Consider the following 17,466-nt stretch of genomic DNA (forward strand, 5'->3'; position numbering starts at 1 on the left):
ATAAGGCTTCTCTGTTAAGCAGACTGTTATTGACTAATTAAAATTTATTTATTTCCGCCTGCATACAGTTTTTGAAATGCCTTGGTATCTTTTAAAAAAATTATTTATTGCAATTTTTCATAAAATTATACCTTTACAGTTTGAAAAAATCATTTTAGTAAATCAAAAAATGGCATTTTAATATTTCTTTTCATGGAAGATAGATGGAAGAATAAAAAAATACTGATAGTTGAAGACAACACTTCAAATTACAGATTACTTGAAGCCATTTTAAGATCGAAAAAAATTGAATTTGATTGGGTAACGGACGGATTGCAGGCCATGCAGGCAATTCAGAATAATAAATATGATTTGATAATCATGGACATTCAGCTCCCGGAACTTGACGGTTTTGAAGTAACCCAAAAGGTCAGGGAGTTTGACAAAGACGTTCCCATTATTGCCATTACTGCCTTTGCCATGTTTACTTCAAAAAGCAAATGCATGGAATATGGATGTAATGATTTTATAATCAAACCCTTCAGATCATCCGCACTGCTGCCTTTATTAAACAAATACCTGTAATTAAAATCACAAATAAAAATTCAGTTGGCTCTGATAGGATCAGATATAGGTTTTGCACGTAAACTGCTTGAAAACGGGGAAATTATTGCCATTCCGACCGAAACAGTATATGGACTTGCAGGCAATGCCCTGAATGTTGATGCCATCATTAATATTTTTAAAGTTAAAAACCGGCCTTTTTTTGACCCATTAATACTTCATATTGGCAAGCAAGAAGATATTGAAAAATACGGCACTGATATTCCAGCTGTCCTTTTTCAGCTTGCAGAACGTTTCTGGCCGGGGCCACTGAGCCTCATCGTCAAAAAGAATGAAATAATCCCCGATATAGTAACCAGCGGATTGCCAACAGTTGCTATCAGGATGCCGGATAACAAACTGACGCTTTCATTGTTAAATAAGATTTCTTTTCCTCTTGCCGCTCCGAGTGCCAATAAATTTGGCAGGGTAAGCCCCACCTCTCCTGCTCATGTTGACAAGCAGTTAGGAAATGAAATTCAATATATTTTAGACGGAGGACCAACAAAAATCGGTATCGAATCAACAATTGTGAAATTTCATCAAAATCAATTGATGATACTTCGTAAAGGAGCTATCAGTGCTGAGGAAATTGCCGAAGCTACCGGAATATTTCCTGTAATGGCCAATGAGCAATCTAAAGTGGAAACTGCCGGTCAGTTGAATAAGCATTATGCGACACAAACTCCTATTAAAATTATTGATTTTCAATCATTTAAAAAAGAATATTTTGTGAAAAATGTCTGCTTGCTGAAGTTTAATACATATTCAAAGGAATTCCCACATGAGCATCAACGTATTTTATCCCCCAATTCAGAGCTTACAGAAGCCGCAAGGAATTTCTTTCAGTTTCTCCACGAACTTGATGAATTAAAATTCGATTTGATTTTAGCTGAACTTGTACCTGACAAAGGAATCGGAAAGGCTATTAACGACAGGATCAGAAAAGCTGCTGCTACTTTTGAGCAATAACACAAGATTGATCTCGAAACTACTTTTAATGAATTGCCTGAAACAGGCGGTTCCATCTGATTTTGTTGATACCTCTTCCCTCTTTATCCCACGACATCCAGATAAACAATGCTTTACCAACAATATGATCTTCAGGAACAAAACCCCACATGCGGGAATCAGCTGAATTGTGGCGGTTGTCCCCCATCATCCAGTAATAATTCATTTTGAAAGTATAGTGGGTAATTTCTTTTCCGTTTAAGTAAAACTTACCGTCTTTCATCGTAAAGTCCGGGTTATTTTCATAAACACGAATCGGACGTTGATAAATGGCATAATTATCTTCATTCAGTGCAATCTTATCACCCTTTTTAGGGATATAAATTGGCCCGTAATTGTCAACATTCCACTTCAATCGCTCTGAGAACGGATAAAAATTAGGATCAAAAGTTCCTTCCGGATCTATCAGAGGTTCTATCTTTTTCACATTCTGAAACTTACTGATTCTATTGGCATTTTCGATGGTTAGCCACATAATATACTCCGACCCGTCACCAAGTAACGACTGATAATCAGTTATTCCTAAATCGTGTAAATGTCGTTTGCTGAATCCGGAACCATCAGTTTTGACATAATAACGATATTGACCATCGGGAGGCAGTTTTACGTGTTTTGAATTGATATAAACCTGTCTGTTTTTAATGAATAAGGTGTCTCCCGGAATGCCGATACATCTTTTTATGTAGTTTTCCTGCTTATCAACAGGCCTGAAATCCTCCATCGGATAATTAAAAACTACTACATCGTTGTTTTTTATTTTTTGAAATCCGGGTATTCTGGTATAAGGAATTTTCCACCAGGTTACATATGATTTTGTTTTAATAACAGGCATCGTATGATGGGCGAAAGGGAAAGCAATTGGTGTCATGGGAATCCGGGGACCATAATTTACTTTGCTGACAAACAGAAAATCACCTACAAGCAATGATTTTTCCATTGAAGGTGTCGGGATGGTATAGGCTTCAATAAAAAACCAACGGATAATGGTTGCAGCAATAGCGGCAAAAATGATGGCATCTGCCCATTCCCTTGATTTACTTTTTTTTCTGCTTTCTTTAAATGCTTCATCTCCTCCTGCCCCAACATATTTGAGTTTTTTATCAAATGACAGATAAATCAATGATAAAGGTGCGAAAACAGTATACCATGTATTTTTTGAGCCATAAATACCGAAAGATTTCAGCAAGGCAATCACCATCAGCAATAACATCAGCAGGTTGACTCCCGGCACTATCAACAGGAAAATCCACCACCATGGCCTGCCTGAAAATTTAAGCATCACCAGAAGATTGTAAACAGGGACAAGCCCTTTCCAGTTTTTTTCGTTTCCATGAGGGAACAATCTGTATAGACTTACTGATAACAGCAAATAATACAGGGCAATGAAGATATAAAAACCGGGAGATAACATTTGATTTTATTTATTGTTGTCGAAAAGGTGTTGCATGGTGTAAATTCCTTTTTTACCAATGAGCCATTCGGTTGCAATTAATGTACCAGTGGCAAAACCAGCTCTGCTAAATGCCTCATGTTCAATAACTATTCTATCAATATCAGATTCAATGCTTACTTCATGAATGCCAACAATTTCTCCTTCACGATGATAGTAAACCGGCAGAATTCCGGCATCAGGACGTGCGTCAGAATGATCGGGATAGGCTTTCCACTCTTTGTAGCTATCAAGTTCTCTAAGCATGGTGTTGGCTATGGTGATGGCGGTACCGCTGGGAGCATCCTTTTTGTGCTCATGATGAGCTTCTGAAATGCTTATTTTATAGGATTTGTATTGATTGACCATTTTGGCCAGCAATTCACATGCTTTTAACATAACATGAACCCCAATGCTGAAATTGGAAGCATAAAACAAGGCTCCGTTGTGTTTTTTACATTGGTTCTCAACTTCATCAAATTCATGATACCAGCCTGTTGTACCAACTACAATGGGCTTATTGGCTTCAAAACATTTAATGATATTGTAAACTGCACTTCCGGGTGTGGTAAAATCAATCACAATATCCGCATTTTCAAATGCCTTACTGTCAAATTTAAACACAAAGTAAGGATCATAGATACCTGTAATTTCGTGTCCGCGTGAAAGGGCCATTTTCTCGATTTCTTTGCCCATTTTTCCATAACCAAAAAGAAAAATCTTCATAATTAAAATTTATAAGTGATTCCAGTTAATGCAAATAATGACCCATCAAGAGGCAATTTTATTATTTCCGTAGAAAATCCAATATCATCCATCCGGTCGAAGCTCCTGAGATGGGCGCTCACATAAGCATCAATTATGTTCAGAATATACACTCCTGTCGTAGCTATCAATGATAATTCAAGATTTCTTCTGTAATAGTCACGAAGTGATTTTAACTGTGTAGCTTTTTCATAGCGGTCCTTCGCTGTACCATTGACCGGATCATATTTATCGATGGTCAATGGATTGTTATCAGTTCGAAGAAGATATGCTTCTTTAAAATCAAGATAATTCAGGCGATTGGTGTTAAAAAAATAATAACATGTACCTAAACCTGCATAAACAATAGGAGTTTTATACCATTGTCCGTTTAAAATCTGTCCGGTTCCGGGAATAATAGCAGAGGCAATCGTTGAGGTTTTTGGATTGATTTCCTTTTTCTTCTGTGTATTCTGTGCAGTTGACTGAAAGAAGATGGCTACAATAAAAAATGATAATAGGATTGCATTATTATGTCGGAAACAAATAATCAAATCATTCCCTGTTTAAAATCCTCGTAATAGACTCCAATTCTTCTTCACTGTTAAATGGTAAAATCAGTTCTCCTTTCCCCTGCTTTTTAATCTTGATTTTTATTTTTAACTGTGTTTTCTCCGATAACTCTTTTTCTAATGCAATGATTTTCTCGGGCTTTTCGGCTTTCTTTTTTTCAGGAGTCTGTGGCTTGACTTCAATTAATTCATCCTTTGACTGACGGGCTAATTCTTCTACTTCCCTCACAGAAAGATCTTCTTCAATAATAAGTTTTAACAGATGTAACTGAACTTCAGGCTCTTCAATACCAATTAAACAACGTGCATGCCCCATGCTGATTTGCTGATCGCGTATGGCTACTTGTATTTCCACCGGAAGTTTTAATAAACGAAGGTAGTTGGTTACTGTCGAGCGGTCTTTGCCGATACGTGTCGCCACATCTTCGTGTTTCAGGTTACATTCTTCGATAAGTCTTTTATAACTGATGGCTATTTCGATAGCATTCAGGTTTTCACGATGTATATTTTCAATCAACGACATCTCCAGCATGCCTTGATCGTCTGCTACCCTGATGTATGCCGGTATTTTTTCAAGTCCTGCCCTGATGGCGGCTCTAGTTCTTCTTTCCCCTGAAATGAGCTGATATTTTCCATACCCCATCTTCCTGACGGTAACTGGTTGAATAAGTCCGTGAACTTTAATAGATTCTACCAGTTCGTCAAGCTCCTTGTCATTGAAGTTTTCCCTTGGCTGAAAAGGATTGGCTTCAATATCAGAAATAGGAATTTCGGCCACACTGAACAAAGGTGGGGCATTTTTCCCTGTAATATCTGTTTCAGTATTTTCAAGCAACGCATTTAAACCTCTTCCTAATCCTTGTTTTTTTGCATTCATATCTTAAAAGTAAGTTTACTTTTTTACAAGCGGTAAATTGTTATTTGTCAGAATTTCTTTGGCAAGATTCAGATAATTCACTGATCCCCTGCCCTCATGGTCGTGAAGTAAAACAGGAACCCCAAAACCCGGTGCTTCACTTATCCTTATATTCCGGTGAATAATGGTATCAAAAACAAGTTGCTGAAAATGCATTTTAACATCTTCAACTACCTGATTGGCAAGCCTTAACCTGACATCGTACATGGTCAGTAAAATACCTTCTATTTCAAGGGCAGTATTTAGATTGTTCTGTACAATTTTAATTGTGTTAAGCAGTTTTCCAAGCCCTTCCAGGGCAAAATATTCACACTGCACAGGAATAATCACCGAATCAGCTGTTGTCAGTGCATTTGTTGTTATAATTCCTAAGGAAGGAGAACAGTCAATTAAAATGAACTCATAGTCTGATTGTATTTTTTTTAAAACCTTTTGCATCATTCTCTCCCTTTCTGGCATTCCGATTAATTCAATTTCAGCACCTACCAGATCGATGTGAGAAGGCAGAATGTACAAATTCTGAATCTGAGTCGATAAGACGGCTGTCTTTGGATTCAAATTATTGATGATACATTCGTAAATCGAAGTTTTTACAGTTTTGGGATCACAACCTACTCCGGAAGTGGCATTTGCCTGCGGATCGGCATCTACTATCAGGGTTTTATATTCAAGGGCAGCCAGACTTGCAGCAAGGTTAATGGCTGTAGTGGTTTTTCCTACCCCGCCTTTCTGATTTGCAATTGCGATAATCTTTCCCATCTTATTTGTTGCCTTTTATGAATTAAATCGCTATTTCGGTCATTTTATTCTTCATGCAAATATATCGACTTAAGTTTTTTATTGAAGGCAAGTTTAACCCGCTCAGGGTGAATTGTGGATAAATAATTTAATAATTGAATATCAGCTATTTGCAGATGAATCCTCCCTTTTTGACAAAAGCTCTTCTACCTCTACTGATTCGTGATGATGTTTCTGACGCCAGTAAAAATCATTCCTTTTACTTAAGGTTGCAAAGTAAAAAAGAACGCCAAGAAAGAGCAATTTATCAGAAAATTCAGAATCAATAGATTTGTAGAGGATAAAAGAGGCAGCCAGATGGGCCGTCAGAACAATGGCTGTAATGACAGCAAAAGTTCTTGTTATTTCAGAAGTTTTGGAAAATCCTCCTAGAAAAATAAAGATTGCCCCCAGAAAATAGACAACTGAGAGTAAGAAATACTCACTACTGAAGTCAAAATACATGAGCCTTTTGCCATAATTCACATAAACATAAACCAGCAATGCTATTCTCAGCAGCCATTGGGCAAGGCCATAATATTTGGCTAAACCTTTTAAATCTCGTCTTAAAGCACTTAAAATACCCATAATTATTGTTTCAATTCAGTTTGAAGTAAGGTTCAAAAATAGTTAAATTAAATCTTCTTTTGATAAATCTGAGAGTGTTTTCATCTTCCTGAACGATTTAATCCACAGGTAAATAAAAAAAGGTAACCAGACAGCAATCATTATTGCCTGCTGTGTCATCAGGAAAAAATCGTATAAACCATGAATCAGAAAAGGGATAACAAAGGCAAGAATAAAATTTGCCATTTTGTTCCCGACCTGAAAACGTGCAAAACCGAGATAAAAACCCATGAATATTCCTGTAAAGGCATGAAGGGGAATAGCCGTAAATGCCCTGACTACTCCTGTTGACATTCCACCTGAATAGACATAAAACAGATTTTCTATCATGGCAAATCCGAGTGATACAAAAACAGCATAGACAATTCCGTCAAATCGCTCATTGAAGTTTTTATTGCGCCATATTAACAGGTAAAGTGCCAGAAACTTACATGTTTCTTCAGAAAAGGAAGCTACTACAAAAGCATTGTATGCTGCAGAGCGGTACGTTTCTGTATAAGTATTGAAAGTACTGAGAAAATTTTCAATCAGAATGGCTGCCACAGCAACCAGACTTCCTGAGAAAAGACTAAGTAGTAAAAGTCCTATCGGTTCCTTTTCGTATTTATCGCGGAAATAGATATAAACCAGAATGATGAAGACAGGTGCAACTGAAATAACAAGCAGGTTCACAAACTTTTTTTTGGGGTCAAAGATAATTTTTTGCAAATGATAAACAGAAAATCCTTTTTGGCTTAAATATTGTCAGAATAGCCCGAAAAAACAAATCTATGAATCCAAACATACTGATGGATCCTATTGGACGTTTAATGGGTTTACGCTATAAATCGCACCCATGGCATGGCATTGATATAGGAAAAAACGCACCCAATACCGTTACAGCTTACATTGAAATCGTTCCAAGGGATACTGTGAAATATGAAGTTGATAAAGCAAGCGGATATTTGCGCATCGACCGTCCACAGAAATATTCCAACACCATTCCGGCCCTTTACGGGTTTATTCCTCAGACTTATTGCGGACAAAGTGTCGGCAAATTCTGCGAAGAAAAAACAGGTAAAAAAGATATAAAAGGTGATGGTGATCCGCTTGATGTTTGTGTACTCACTGAAAATGAAGTCGTTCACGGAAATATTATTGCAGAGGTCAAACCTATTGGCGGATTCAGACTTATCGACAACGGTACAGCTGATGATAAAATTGTGGCTGTTCTGGTCAATGATGCGGTATATAATGATTATGATGACATTAAAGATTGTCCTCCGCTTGTCATCAAACGTTTGCAACATTATTTCCTTACCTATAAAGACATGCCCGGCAACAAGCGTGATTGTGAAATCACACATATTTATGGTGCTGAAGAAGCAAGAGAAATTATTTCACGTTCCATCAATGATTATCACGACAAATTTTCCCTACTGGGCACAGCCCTCTCAAACGTCTGATAACCCGCATATTTTTTCCATCCAATAGTTTACGCTGACAGCTGCATCAAGATCGGCATTTGATTTTCCCTTACCCGTCATTTCATTTACAACTGATTGAATGAAAGGATGTTGTATGTTTTCCGGGAAATCTTCCGTATGTGTTAATTCCATCCCGTTCTTGATTATTTTAATTACTGATTTAGAAAAAGTTGAAAATTCAATAACGCCTTTTTCAAATTCTGCAGAAAACTGATCAGTTTTTTCCGCTTCAGAAGATGTAAAATACCAGATTCCATTCCCTTTGACATTTCCTTCAAGAAGAAATTCAGCTTCAACGTAATCCGGAACACCATACAGTCTGTTTCTGTTCTCTGCTATCCCTCCGGCATCAGTAATTTTACCAAATAAAAATAAAATCAGGTCAATCTGATGAGGGGCTAAATCGTAAAAATAGCCCATTCCACCAATTTCAGGGATTAATCTCCATGGTAAGTTTTCAGAATTAAAATCTTCTTTTCGTGGTGGTTGAACCAATTGAATTGAAAAGCTTTTCAAATTACCTAATTCTCCCGATTCTATTATTTTTTTTATGTAGAGAAAATAAGGAAGTGCTCTTCTGTAATAAGCCACAAACAACTGGCTTTCTGATTGTTTTGCCACACTGGACATACGGAGTGCATCCCTGTAGTGTAATGCCATTGGTTTTTCGACATATACAGCTTTTCCTGCTTCCAAAGCTTTAATGGAGTAAAAAGCATGAGAATCCGGGGGTGTTGCGATATAAACAGCGGATATATGTTCGTTGGCAATTAGTTCTTCAAAAGTGTTAAAAACATGAGGAATTCCGAGCCTTTCGGCACAATGTTCCGCTTTTTCAGTATTCCTTGAAAAGATGGCAAAAAGCTGTGAATCCTTTACTTTATTGAATGCAGGTGCACTCTTGTGCAGTGTTACATTTCCGCATCCAATCATTCCCCATCTGATCATTTTTTTCAGATGACATTATCAAATTCTTCCCAATTTCCGCTTTCATGCGGATTTTTAAAAACCCAGTAGAGAGCAAGGCCTAAAATAATGACTTTTATTATCAGCTTTAGTGATTGCCTGCCAGGCATCAGGTTAATTCCCCAAAAGATAAAAAGCAGAGGCCATAGTTGAAGAAGGTCGTGCCAATGAAATTGAATAACATTCATATTATCAAGCAATAACAACACACCTATTGTTAACAGGAAGATTCCCCAGAAAGCCCCTTTGGAATTGTTTTCATTCATGATGATTAGTTTTTTGAAGACTGAACAAAATAACAACTACACCAGCGAGTATTAATATGACAGGCCAGTATCTGTGTAAGGAGACCATCCGGAAAAATCTCTCAAAAACAAAGAATAGCCCGATCAAAATCAGTATAATGCCAAGAATAATGTTTGTGTTTCCCTGTTTTGATTCTGATAAAAATTCCGGTTCATTCCTGACTTCCTGATATTCAGGGGTATAAATGGTATTCTCAGGAATAATTATCCACAATACCAGATACGCAATCAATCCTCCGCCTCCAAGTATCATGGCTAAAATGAATAAAACCCTGATCAGACTGACATCTATTTCAAAATAATCTGAAAGGCCGGAACAAACGCCTCCCAGCATGCCATCTCTTTTGTTGCGATAAAGTTTTCTCGTTCTCATTTTAAATTTTCTTAATCATTTGTTATTGAATATTTTACACTTAAAACAGGATAGTTGCTTCTGTTCACCAGCTTTTCAGCAATACTTTCATTAAAAATCTGATAGAGCTGTGAACGCCCTTCCGTGATCAGGGCTATGAGTGAGGGTTTCAGCCTTTCGGCAAAATCATTTATCCCCTCATGAATACTTGAATGATTGATAATGTTGATGTTATAGTTTTTTAGGCCCAAAACCTTTACAAAGTTCTCCGCTTTTTCCAGACTTTCGTATGTCGTTTCAAACTCTTCCCTTGTAATTACCTTTAAAAGATGAATTTTAGTCTGATAAATTCTGAACAGTTTATTGAATTTTTCAAAAGACATAATGGACGATTCTCCGAAATCGGTTGCAAACAAAACATTATTAATATTCACTTTTTGAACAGGATGTTTAATGGTCAATACAGGACATTCCGACATTCGCACCACCTTCTGGGTATTGCTTCCGATAAAGAACTCCCTGAAACCTGAAGCCCCGTGTGAGCCCATGACAATCAGGTCAATCTGGTTTTCTTCCGCAAAGTTGATAATGGTCTGGTAAACATTCTCAAACAGAATGACTTCCATGGCATTTACATCCCGTAAAAAAGGCATCTTCAACAATCCGGCAAAGTTTCTACGAATCAATTGAAGAGTTTCGGAACCTCCGGGAATTTGTTCAATCACTTCAAGTTTATCAGAGAGATATGCAGGTAACGAAACGATGTGAAGCAGAAACAGTTTCCCATCACTTTTCCGTGCTATAGAAGCCGCAGCCTTTACTGCATTCACAGAGCATTCTGAAAAATCAACCGGCACCAATATTCTCATTTGGCTTTTGCTTTTAGATATGATACGTCAATAATGCCTTCAAAGTTACTTTGAATTTTTAATTGCTGAGGGAAGTAAAGTATTTTTTACTAAAACCAGATCAGGTTCAATACTCAATATCTTCCTGTAAATTTCCACGGCTGTTCTGTAATCTCCCATGTTTTCATAAACAGTTGCCAGATTGATATAGGTGTTCAGATATATCCATGTTCGTATCTTCCCATTTTTTTCTAACAAGTTCAATGCTTTTTGATAATACCTGATAGCTTCCTGCTTAGAGCCGCCAAATACAGGAGGCATATGATATTCAACATTCGCTTTTTCAATATAACCAAAGGGGCTCTCTTTATCAAGTTCTATTGCTTTGTTGATCAGTTCAACGCTTCTGGGACCAAGGTATATAGCTTTATATGGGGCAATACTCATTCTGAATCCATAATAGGCTCCCCTTAAAGCATGTATTTCAGACCACCCGGGATATTTTTTAATTAAATAATCCAGATAAGATTCTCCTTTTTCTATATAATTAATGGCCTTTGACGGATTCCCTTCTGAAATGAAGAAACCAATATATCCATAATACGCATGCGTCATTTCGAAGAGCAATCTGTCACTCTTTTTTTCCATATACGATTTTTCCATTTCCCTGATGGTTTTCTGCCATTCATCCATCTTGCTGTAAACGTAAGCATTATAAAGCTTTTCTGTGTATGTCTGGCTCTTTGATTCATCGGAGAATCCAAGTAAAAGGATGACAGTTAATAATAATCCCGCTGCTTTCATAAACTCTTTTGAAGTTAACAATTAAAATGCCTGATTGTTTCAGATTCACAAATGTTTTTGCTGTTGAACAAAATAAATGCTTCAGCTGTTAGTTAATTAAACGCTTTAGATTAATTTTAAATAATTTTGCTCCGAATTTTAAACCTTCAAAAATGAATCAGATTATTTCAGGCTTTTCAAAACTCAGCAAAGATGATAAGATAAAACTGGTAACCTCGAAGCTTTTCGACCCCTCATCTGCTGAGAACCTATTAAAATCCTACTGGCACAGATATCCGGAGGTTCAGAAACTTTTGGATGAATTCAGCGAAAACACTTTGACCAATTATTTTATCCCTTATGGCGTAGCTCCTAACTTTCTGATAAATGGAAAATTCTATTTTGTCCCCATGGTCATTGAAGAAAGTTCGGTGATTGCCGCTGCGGCCAATGCTGCCAAGTATTGGGCTTCACGCGGAGGATTTCATGCTCAGATTATATCATCTGTCAAAATAGGACAGGTTCATTTTATCTGGAAAGGTGATTACAATAAGCTAAATTCGGTATTTAATGAATTGAAATTCAGGCTAAAAGATGAAACCCAGCACATCACGGCCAATATGATAAAAAGAGGGGGCGGTATTCTTGATATACAGCTGGTAGATATGCGTCACGAAATTGAAGACTATTTCCAGTTAAAAGCTACTTTTGAAACGGTAGATTCGATGGGTGCCAACTTTATTAATTCCTGCCTCGAAGACTTTGCCCAGATTTTAAAGGATTTCATTGCCAATCATCCAGCTTTTGATGAAAATGAACGGGATTGCAGAATTATCATGTCTATTTTATCAAACTACACACCTGAATGCCTTGTCAAATGCTGGGTAGAATGTGATTTGCCTGAAATGGGCATGTTTGAAGATGGAGACACACCTGAATCATTTACCTGGAAATTTGAAAGAGCCATTCGCATTGCACAGGTCGATGTCAACAGGGCTGTTACCCACAATAAAGGTATTTTCAATGGAATTGATGCTGTGGTTATTGCTACCGGCAACGACTTTCGTGCTGTCGAAGCCTGCGGACATGCCTATGCCTCAAGAGATGGAAAATACAGAAGTCTGACTACTTTCAGCCGCACCAACAACAGATTCTACTACTGTCTTACCGTTCCTATGGCTCTTGGTACCGTTGGCGGACTGACTTCCCTCCATCCTTTGTCGAAATTTTCACTTGAATTACTGGGTAATCCTTCAGCTAAAGAACTCATCATGATTGCTGCTGCTGCCGGATTGGCAAATAACTTCGGAGCTGTTACCACTTTGGTCACAAAAGGAATTCAGAAAGGGCACATGAAGATGCACCTGCTCAATATTCTAAATCATTTTGAAGCAACTGAAGAAGAAAAAAATAAAGCCATTGAATATTTCAAAACCCGGAAAGTATCCTTTAATGCAGTGAGACAACTGTTGAATGAAATCAGGGATAACAGGGCATAATAGATCTTTCTCTTCCCATGGCAAACTGCTTCTGACAGGGGAATATCTTGTACTTCACGGAGCCGATGCTTTTGCAATTCCTTTGAAAAAAGGCCAGAGATTAATTATTTCGGAATCTCAGTCAGATGAAAGTATCTTACAATGGGAAAGCCTTGAAGGTGAAGTGAAATGGTTTTCAGCTTCATTCAGTACAACAGATTTCAGTATAATTCAGACAAATTCTTTCCAAATAGCCAAAAGGCTATCCGGAATTTTAACTGCCGCCAGAGAACTGAATCCCTCTTTTCTGACTAATTCCAATAAAACTGAAGCCCAATCAATCCTCGAATTTAACAGGGAATGGGGTTTGGGATCAAGTAGTACACTAATTTCAAATATTTCGTTTTGGGCTGATATTAATCCCTTTCAACTGCTTGACATGACTTTCGGGGGTTCGGGTTATGATGTGGCCTGTGCCAGAAGCTCCTCAGCCTTGATTTACAACTTAAATAAAAGAAATTCAATCAAATACATCGATTTTAAACCGGATTTCCGCAACCACCTGACAATTGCCTATCTCGGACATAAACAAAATACAGCCAGAGAGATAAAAAATATTTCAGTCAAACCACCAGACAAAAAACAACTTTCTCAGATTTCGGATATCAGCAGGAAAATTGCCTTATCCAAAAGTCTTGACTATTTTATTTCATGCCTGAAAGAAAACGATTCAATAGTTTCGTCTTATCTGCAAAGGCCAACTCTCCATGCTGCAGAATTCAGTGATTTTATTGGATATATTAAAAACATGGGTGCATGGGGTGGCGATTTTATTCTGGCTGCCAGCCCTGAAAGTCAGGATTATGTAAACCACTATCTTGATGCTAAAGGAATAGGTGTCAGGTTTTCATACGATGAATTGGCTTTGTCTCCTACTTCCTGATGTATTTATCGCATTTTTTAAGCAGGATTTCCTTTTTAATCGGTTTTGTGATAAAGTCATTGCAACCTGCTTCGAAAACCTGATGTTTGTTATTATCATAAATATAGGCTGATTGTGCAATAATGGGTAAATCAGGACGAAATTTCCGTATTTCACGGGTAGCCTCGTAACCATCTATTCCGGGTAACCTGATGTCCATTAAAACCAGATCAATTTCCGGATGTTCTCTGCATATTTCTATCGCTGTTTCTCCATCCATAGCCCACATCACATTGCAATTTGTGCGCTTTAAAATGCTGTCAATCAACAGATGATTTGTTTCAATATCTTCAACAATTAAAACCAACTTGTCATACCAATCAAATTCAAGTTTTCTGTCAACCATTTGATTAGTTTTTTTTCTTCATGTATTTGTCGATCATTTTGAGCATTTTTTCCCGCTGCAGGGGCTTGGTAAGCAAATCATCGCACCCGACATCGGTAACTTTATACTTTTCCTCTTCCATCACATAGGCTGTCTGGGCAATTATCGGCACCGACTGATTGAATTCCCGTATTTTTTTTGTTGCCTCATAACCATCCATTTTGGGTAGCCTGATGTCCATCAGTATCAGGTCTATATCTGGATTTTCCTGTGCCAGTTCCACTGCTTTTTCTCCATCCATTGCCCAAAGCAATCTGGCACTTGTTGGCCTGAGTATCAGATCTATCAGCATGTGGTTGCTTTTTTCATCTTCCACTACGAGTATCTTTTTGTCAAACCACTTGTATTTTCGCTTTGAATCTGATTTCTTTTTTTTCCATGTCCCTTTTGTAATTTTTTCAACCATAGCTTTTTTTTTAAAAAAAAATGGGTTTTTTCAGTTCTGCATGCAATTAATTACAAGCGTAAAAATACGGTTTTTTAGTATTTTAAATAACACATGAAATTTTTTGTTTTGTTGTTAATTTGCCATGAAACAATTTACTGCTTTTTATTGTTTATTAAACATATAGCCAATTTCTTTGATAATGACAATTAGTGAAAAATCAGGAACAACTTTCTGGCAATGTCCATCTAATATTGCTTTGATCAAATATTGGGGAAAATATCCCGGTCAACTTCCGGCTAATCCTTCCCTGAGCATGACGTTAAATACCTCCGTAACAAAGATGAAAATAGACTATGAATTTGATGCCCGACTTGATTCCCCTGAAATATCTTTACTTTTCAACCATCAGGCTGCTCCTCGCTTTGAAGAGCGTATCATAAAATACCTTCCTTCCATCTTTGATATTTTGCCTGCGATACGTCATTGCCGTTTACATATTCTTACCGAAAATACTTTCCCGCATTCTGCCGGAATTGCTTCCTCTGCCTCCGGTATGGGTGCTCTCGCATTGAATCTTTATGAGATTAATGCTAGTATCACAGGCATTTCTGAACCGGAAGCAGACAAATGGAAAAAGATTTCAGAACTGGCACGATTAGCTTCAGGTAGTGCCTCGCGTTCAGTCTATGGCGGATGGGTTACATGGGGAAAAATCGATCGTTTACCTGAAACTTCAGATTTGTATGCTTCTCCGTTAAATACCGGTATTCATTCTGAATTCCTTTCACTCAGGGATTTTATCATCATTGTTGACAAAACTGAGAAAAAAGTTTCCAGCAGTGCCGGACATGCCCTGATGAATAATCATCCTTATGCTGCCTGCCGCTATGCTTCAGCAAGAAAAAATATTTCTGATTTAATTGACATATTGGTTGCCGGTGATGTTGAACAATTCATACAAATTGTTGAAAATGAGGCTTTAACACTACATGCACTTATGATGCAATCGACACCTTCCTACCTGTTGCTTAAGCCTGATACACTCCGGATTATCGAACTTATTCAGGATTTTCGTGAACAAAATAAAATCCCTCTTTGTTTTACGCTCGATGCTGGTCCAAACATTCATTTGTTATTTCATGAAAATGTTGAAAAGAAAGTTATGGTGTTATTGAAAGAAATATCAGACCTTTGCAGCAAAATTGAAATACTGAAGGATGGCATTGGACAAGGTCCTCAAACGTTATCAAAATCTTAAAATGGAAAAATCCGAAAGAGAATTTTTTGCGAAAATCCTGCTTTTTGGCGAGTACGGGGTCATTTGTAATTCCATGGGATTAAGCATTCCCTATCTTGAATTCAAAGGAAAACTGACTTTCTTCAATGAAAAATCCGGAGTATCTGCTGAATTTGCCCAAAAATCAAACAAATCCATCCGCCAGTTTTTCAAATACCTTTCAAATCTTGCCGAAAAAAACGAGTTGAAAACAAGACTAAATTTCGAAGAATTCAGCAAAGAACTCGACCGGAATATTTTCTTTGATTCCAACATTCCTCAGGGTTTTGGCATCGGCAGTTCAGGTGCATTGGTTGCCGCCATTTACGACAGATATGCCATCGATAAAATTCCTGCTGAAAAAAAACACACCAAACGTGAATTAAGAAAACTAAAGGATATTTTTGCACAGATGGAATCCTTCTTTCATGGAAAAAGCAGTGGCCTCGACCCAATCAACTGTTACCTGAACAAACCCCTACTGATTGAAAATATTTCAACCATTTCCGAAATAGGCTTAAATAAAATTGCTACTGAAGAAAAAAGCGGTATTTTCCTGATTGATACCGGCACTGTCGGAAACACCGGACCTCTGGTCAATTATTTCCTCGAACAATGTAAAGATGATAAATTTTATTCCTCTCTTCAGCAGGAAATGATTCCGGCTAATAATAAATGCATTAAATCATATATTAAAGGTGAGCTTTATGATTTTTATGTTCATGTCAAAGCTCTTTCAAAATTTTTACTTCATCATTTCGGGCCTATGATTCCCGATCCTTTTATTGAAGTCTGGAAAAAAGGCCTTGAAACCAGTGCTTATTATCTTAAATTATGTGGTTCCGGTGGTGGTGGCTATTTACTGGGTTTTGCCCGTGACCTCGAATATGCCAAGGAAGAACTCGAAAAACTTCAGGTTAAAATCATCCCTGTTGCAGTAACCTCTAAATGAATTAAAGATGAATCTTTATTCCATCAATACCGGTTATTTTAAACTGGATGGCGGAGCCATGTTTGGCGTAGTACCAAAAGTCATCTGGCAAAAAACAAATCCTGCCGATGAAAATAACCTTTGCAGCTGGGCCATGCGGAGCCTTCTGGTCGAATCCGGTAACAAATTGATTCTTATTGACAATGGTATTGGCAACAAACAAAAAGAATCTTTTTTCGCTCATTTTTACCTCCATGGAGACGATTCACTTGAGAAATCCCTTAAAAAATATGGCTTTACTCCGGATGATATTACCGACAATGTACTCACCCACCTGCATTTCGACCATGCCGGAGGCGGAATCATCAGAGATAATGAAACCGGACAACTAAAGCCACTTTTTAAAAACGCTACTTACTGGACCAGCAGAAGACAATGGGAAAACGCCATCCATCCGAATGATCGCGAAAAAGCATCCTATTTTGAAGAAAACCTACTCCCCATGCAGGAGGCAGGACAACTGAAATTTATTGAAAATGAAGGACAACTGTTCCCAGGTTTTGATGTCAGAATTTATGATGGTCATACTCCGGGACAGGTCATACCTTTTATCACTTATAAAGACACCAAAGTAATTTTTGCAGCCGA

22 protein-coding genes are annotated in these 17,466 nt (G+C 37.5%); 8 read left to right on the top strand and 14 right to left on the bottom strand.

Features of this window, described 5'->3' with window-relative positions; all coding sequences use genetic code 11:
- Positions 1-192 precede the first annotated feature (192 nt).
- Both GX437_11380 and GX437_11385 read left to right on the top strand, forming a co-directional pair.
- Entirely contained in the window at positions 193-564 is a 372-nt protein-coding gene (locus GX437_11380) for a response regulator (protein ID NLJ08261.1), read from the top strand.
- Between the two features lie 24 nt (positions 565-588).
- Positions 589-1,554, top strand: coding sequence for a threonylcarbamoyl-AMP synthase (locus GX437_11385; protein NLJ08262.1), 966 nt, complete (start codon positions 589-591; stop codon positions 1,552-1,554).
- A gap of 25 nt (positions 1,555-1,579) precedes the next feature.
- Here GX437_11385 and lepB read toward each other — a convergent pair whose 3' ends face one another.
- From lepB to GX437_11420, 7 genes are all read right to left on the bottom strand, one after another.
- The gene (lepB, locus tag GX437_11390; GenBank protein ID NLJ08263.1) at positions 1,580-3,004 is read right to left on the bottom strand and encodes a signal peptidase I; all 1,425 of its coding nucleotides are present in this window, start codon (positions 3,002-3,004) and stop codon (positions 1,580-1,582) included.
- Positions 3,005-3,010: 6 nt separating this feature from the next.
- Positions 3,011-3,748, bottom strand: a complete 738-nt coding sequence (gene dapB / locus GX437_11395) for a 4-hydroxy-tetrahydrodipicolinate reductase (GenBank protein ID NLJ08264.1) — start codon at positions 3,746-3,748, stop codon at positions 3,011-3,013.
- Between the two features lie 2 nt (positions 3,749-3,750).
- Positions 3,751-4,320 carry a hypothetical protein gene (locus GX437_11400; GenBank protein ID NLJ08265.1) on the bottom strand — a complete coding sequence of 190 codons (570 nt, stop codon included), beginning with the start codon at positions 4,318-4,320 and terminating at the stop codon, positions 3,751-3,753.
- A 1-nt stretch (position 4,321) separates the two neighbouring features.
- A complete protein-coding gene (locus tag GX437_11405; GenBank protein NLJ08266.1) occupies positions 4,322-5,215 on the bottom strand; it encodes a ParB/RepB/Spo0J family partition protein in 894 nt (297 codons plus the stop codon).
- A gap of 15 nt (positions 5,216-5,230) precedes the next feature.
- Positions 5,231-6,013 carry a ParA family protein gene (locus GX437_11410; GenBank protein ID NLJ08267.1) on the bottom strand — a complete coding sequence of 261 codons (783 nt, stop codon included), beginning with the start codon at positions 6,011-6,013 and terminating at the stop codon, positions 5,231-5,233.
- Between the two features lie 141 nt (positions 6,014-6,154).
- Complete coding sequence (locus GX437_11415) at positions 6,155-6,619, bottom strand: hypothetical protein (GenBank protein NLJ08268.1); 465 nt, start codon at positions 6,617-6,619, stop codon at positions 6,155-6,157.
- 42 nt (positions 6,620-6,661) lie between these two features.
- Positions 6,662-7,330, bottom strand: coding sequence for a PrsW family intramembrane metalloprotease (locus tag GX437_11420; GenBank protein ID NLJ08269.1), 669 nt, complete (start codon positions 7,328-7,330; stop codon positions 6,662-6,664).
- Positions 7,331-7,428: 98 nt separating this feature from the next.
- Between GX437_11420 and GX437_11425 the strand changes: the two genes are divergently transcribed.
- Complete coding sequence (locus GX437_11425; GenBank protein NLJ08270.1) at positions 7,429-8,103, top strand: inorganic pyrophosphatase; 675 nt, start codon at positions 7,429-7,431, stop codon at positions 8,101-8,103.
- On the opposite strand, the gene GX437_11430 is transcribed toward GX437_11425, so the two are convergent.
- From GX437_11430 to GX437_11450, 5 genes are read right to left on the bottom strand one after another with little or no spacing between them, the layout of a single operon-like run.
- Complete coding sequence (locus GX437_11430; protein ID NLJ08271.1) at positions 8,092-9,072, bottom strand: Gfo/Idh/MocA family oxidoreductase; 981 nt, start codon at positions 9,070-9,072, stop codon at positions 8,092-8,094. The genes GX437_11425 and GX437_11430 overlap by 12 nt on opposite strands.
- Before the next feature lie 5 nt (positions 9,073-9,077).
- Entirely contained in the window at positions 9,078-9,356 is a 279-nt protein-coding gene (locus tag GX437_11435) for a hypothetical protein (protein ID NLJ08272.1), read from the bottom strand.
- A complete protein-coding gene (locus GX437_11440) occupies positions 9,349-9,768 on the bottom strand; it encodes a PspC domain-containing protein (protein ID NLJ08273.1) in 420 nt (139 codons plus the stop codon). Before GX437_11440 ends, GX437_11435 begins: the two co-directional genes overlap by 8 nt.
- Positions 9,769-9,779: 11 nt before the next feature.
- On the bottom strand, positions 9,780-10,616 hold the full coding sequence (locus GX437_11445) for a universal stress protein (GenBank protein NLJ08274.1): 837 nt from the start codon (positions 10,614-10,616) through the stop codon (positions 9,780-9,782).
- A 45-nt stretch (positions 10,617-10,661) separates the two neighbouring features.
- Positions 10,662-11,399 (bottom strand): tetratricopeptide repeat protein, encoded by a 738-nt coding sequence (locus tag GX437_11450; protein ID NLJ08275.1) that lies wholly within the window; start codon positions 11,397-11,399, stop codon positions 10,662-10,664.
- A 152-nt stretch (positions 11,400-11,551) separates the two neighbouring features.
- Between GX437_11450 and GX437_11455 the strand changes: the two genes are divergently transcribed.
- Positions 11,552-12,877, top strand: a complete 1,326-nt coding sequence (locus GX437_11455; protein ID NLJ08276.1) for a hydroxymethylglutaryl-CoA reductase, degradative — start codon at positions 11,552-11,554, stop codon at positions 12,875-12,877.
- Positions 12,852-13,799, top strand: a complete 948-nt coding sequence (locus GX437_11460; GenBank protein NLJ08277.1) for a GHMP kinase — start codon at positions 12,852-12,854, stop codon at positions 13,797-13,799. The genes GX437_11455 and GX437_11460 overlap by 26 nt, the downstream gene beginning before the upstream one ends.
- Here GX437_11460 and GX437_11465 read toward each other — a convergent pair.
- The gene (locus GX437_11465; protein NLJ08278.1) at positions 13,789-14,184 is read right to left on the bottom strand and encodes a response regulator; all 396 of its coding nucleotides are present in this window, start codon (positions 14,182-14,184) and stop codon (positions 13,789-13,791) included. The genes GX437_11460 and GX437_11465 overlap by 11 nt on opposite strands.
- A gap of 4 nt (positions 14,185-14,188) precedes the next feature.
- Positions 14,189-14,629, bottom strand: a complete 441-nt coding sequence (locus GX437_11470; protein ID NLJ08279.1) for a response regulator — start codon at positions 14,627-14,629, stop codon at positions 14,189-14,191.
- 181 nt (positions 14,630-14,810) lie between these two features.
- Here GX437_11470 and GX437_11475 point away from each other — a divergent pair, with 181 nt between their 5' ends.
- The 3 genes from GX437_11475 to GX437_11485 form a co-directional block, all read left to right on the top strand.
- Entirely contained in the window at positions 14,811-15,869 is a 1,059-nt protein-coding gene (locus GX437_11475; protein NLJ08280.1) for a diphosphomevalonate decarboxylase, read from the top strand.
- Position 15,870: 1 nt separating this feature from the next.
- Positions 15,871-16,839: a mevalonate kinase gene (locus GX437_11480; GenBank protein ID NLJ08281.1), complete on the top strand. Its 969-nt coding sequence runs from the start codon at positions 15,871-15,873 to the stop codon at positions 16,837-16,839.
- A 7-nt stretch (positions 16,840-16,846) separates the two neighbouring features.
- Positions 16,847-17,466: MBL fold metallo-hydrolase (locus tag GX437_11485; protein NLJ08282.1), on the top strand; the 620-nt coding region annotated here is incomplete at its 3' end.

It is taken from the genome of Sphingobacteriales bacterium (genome assembly GCA_012517435.1).
Lineage (GTDB): Bacteria > Bacteroidota > Bacteroidia > CAILMK01 > JAAYUY01 > JAAYUY01.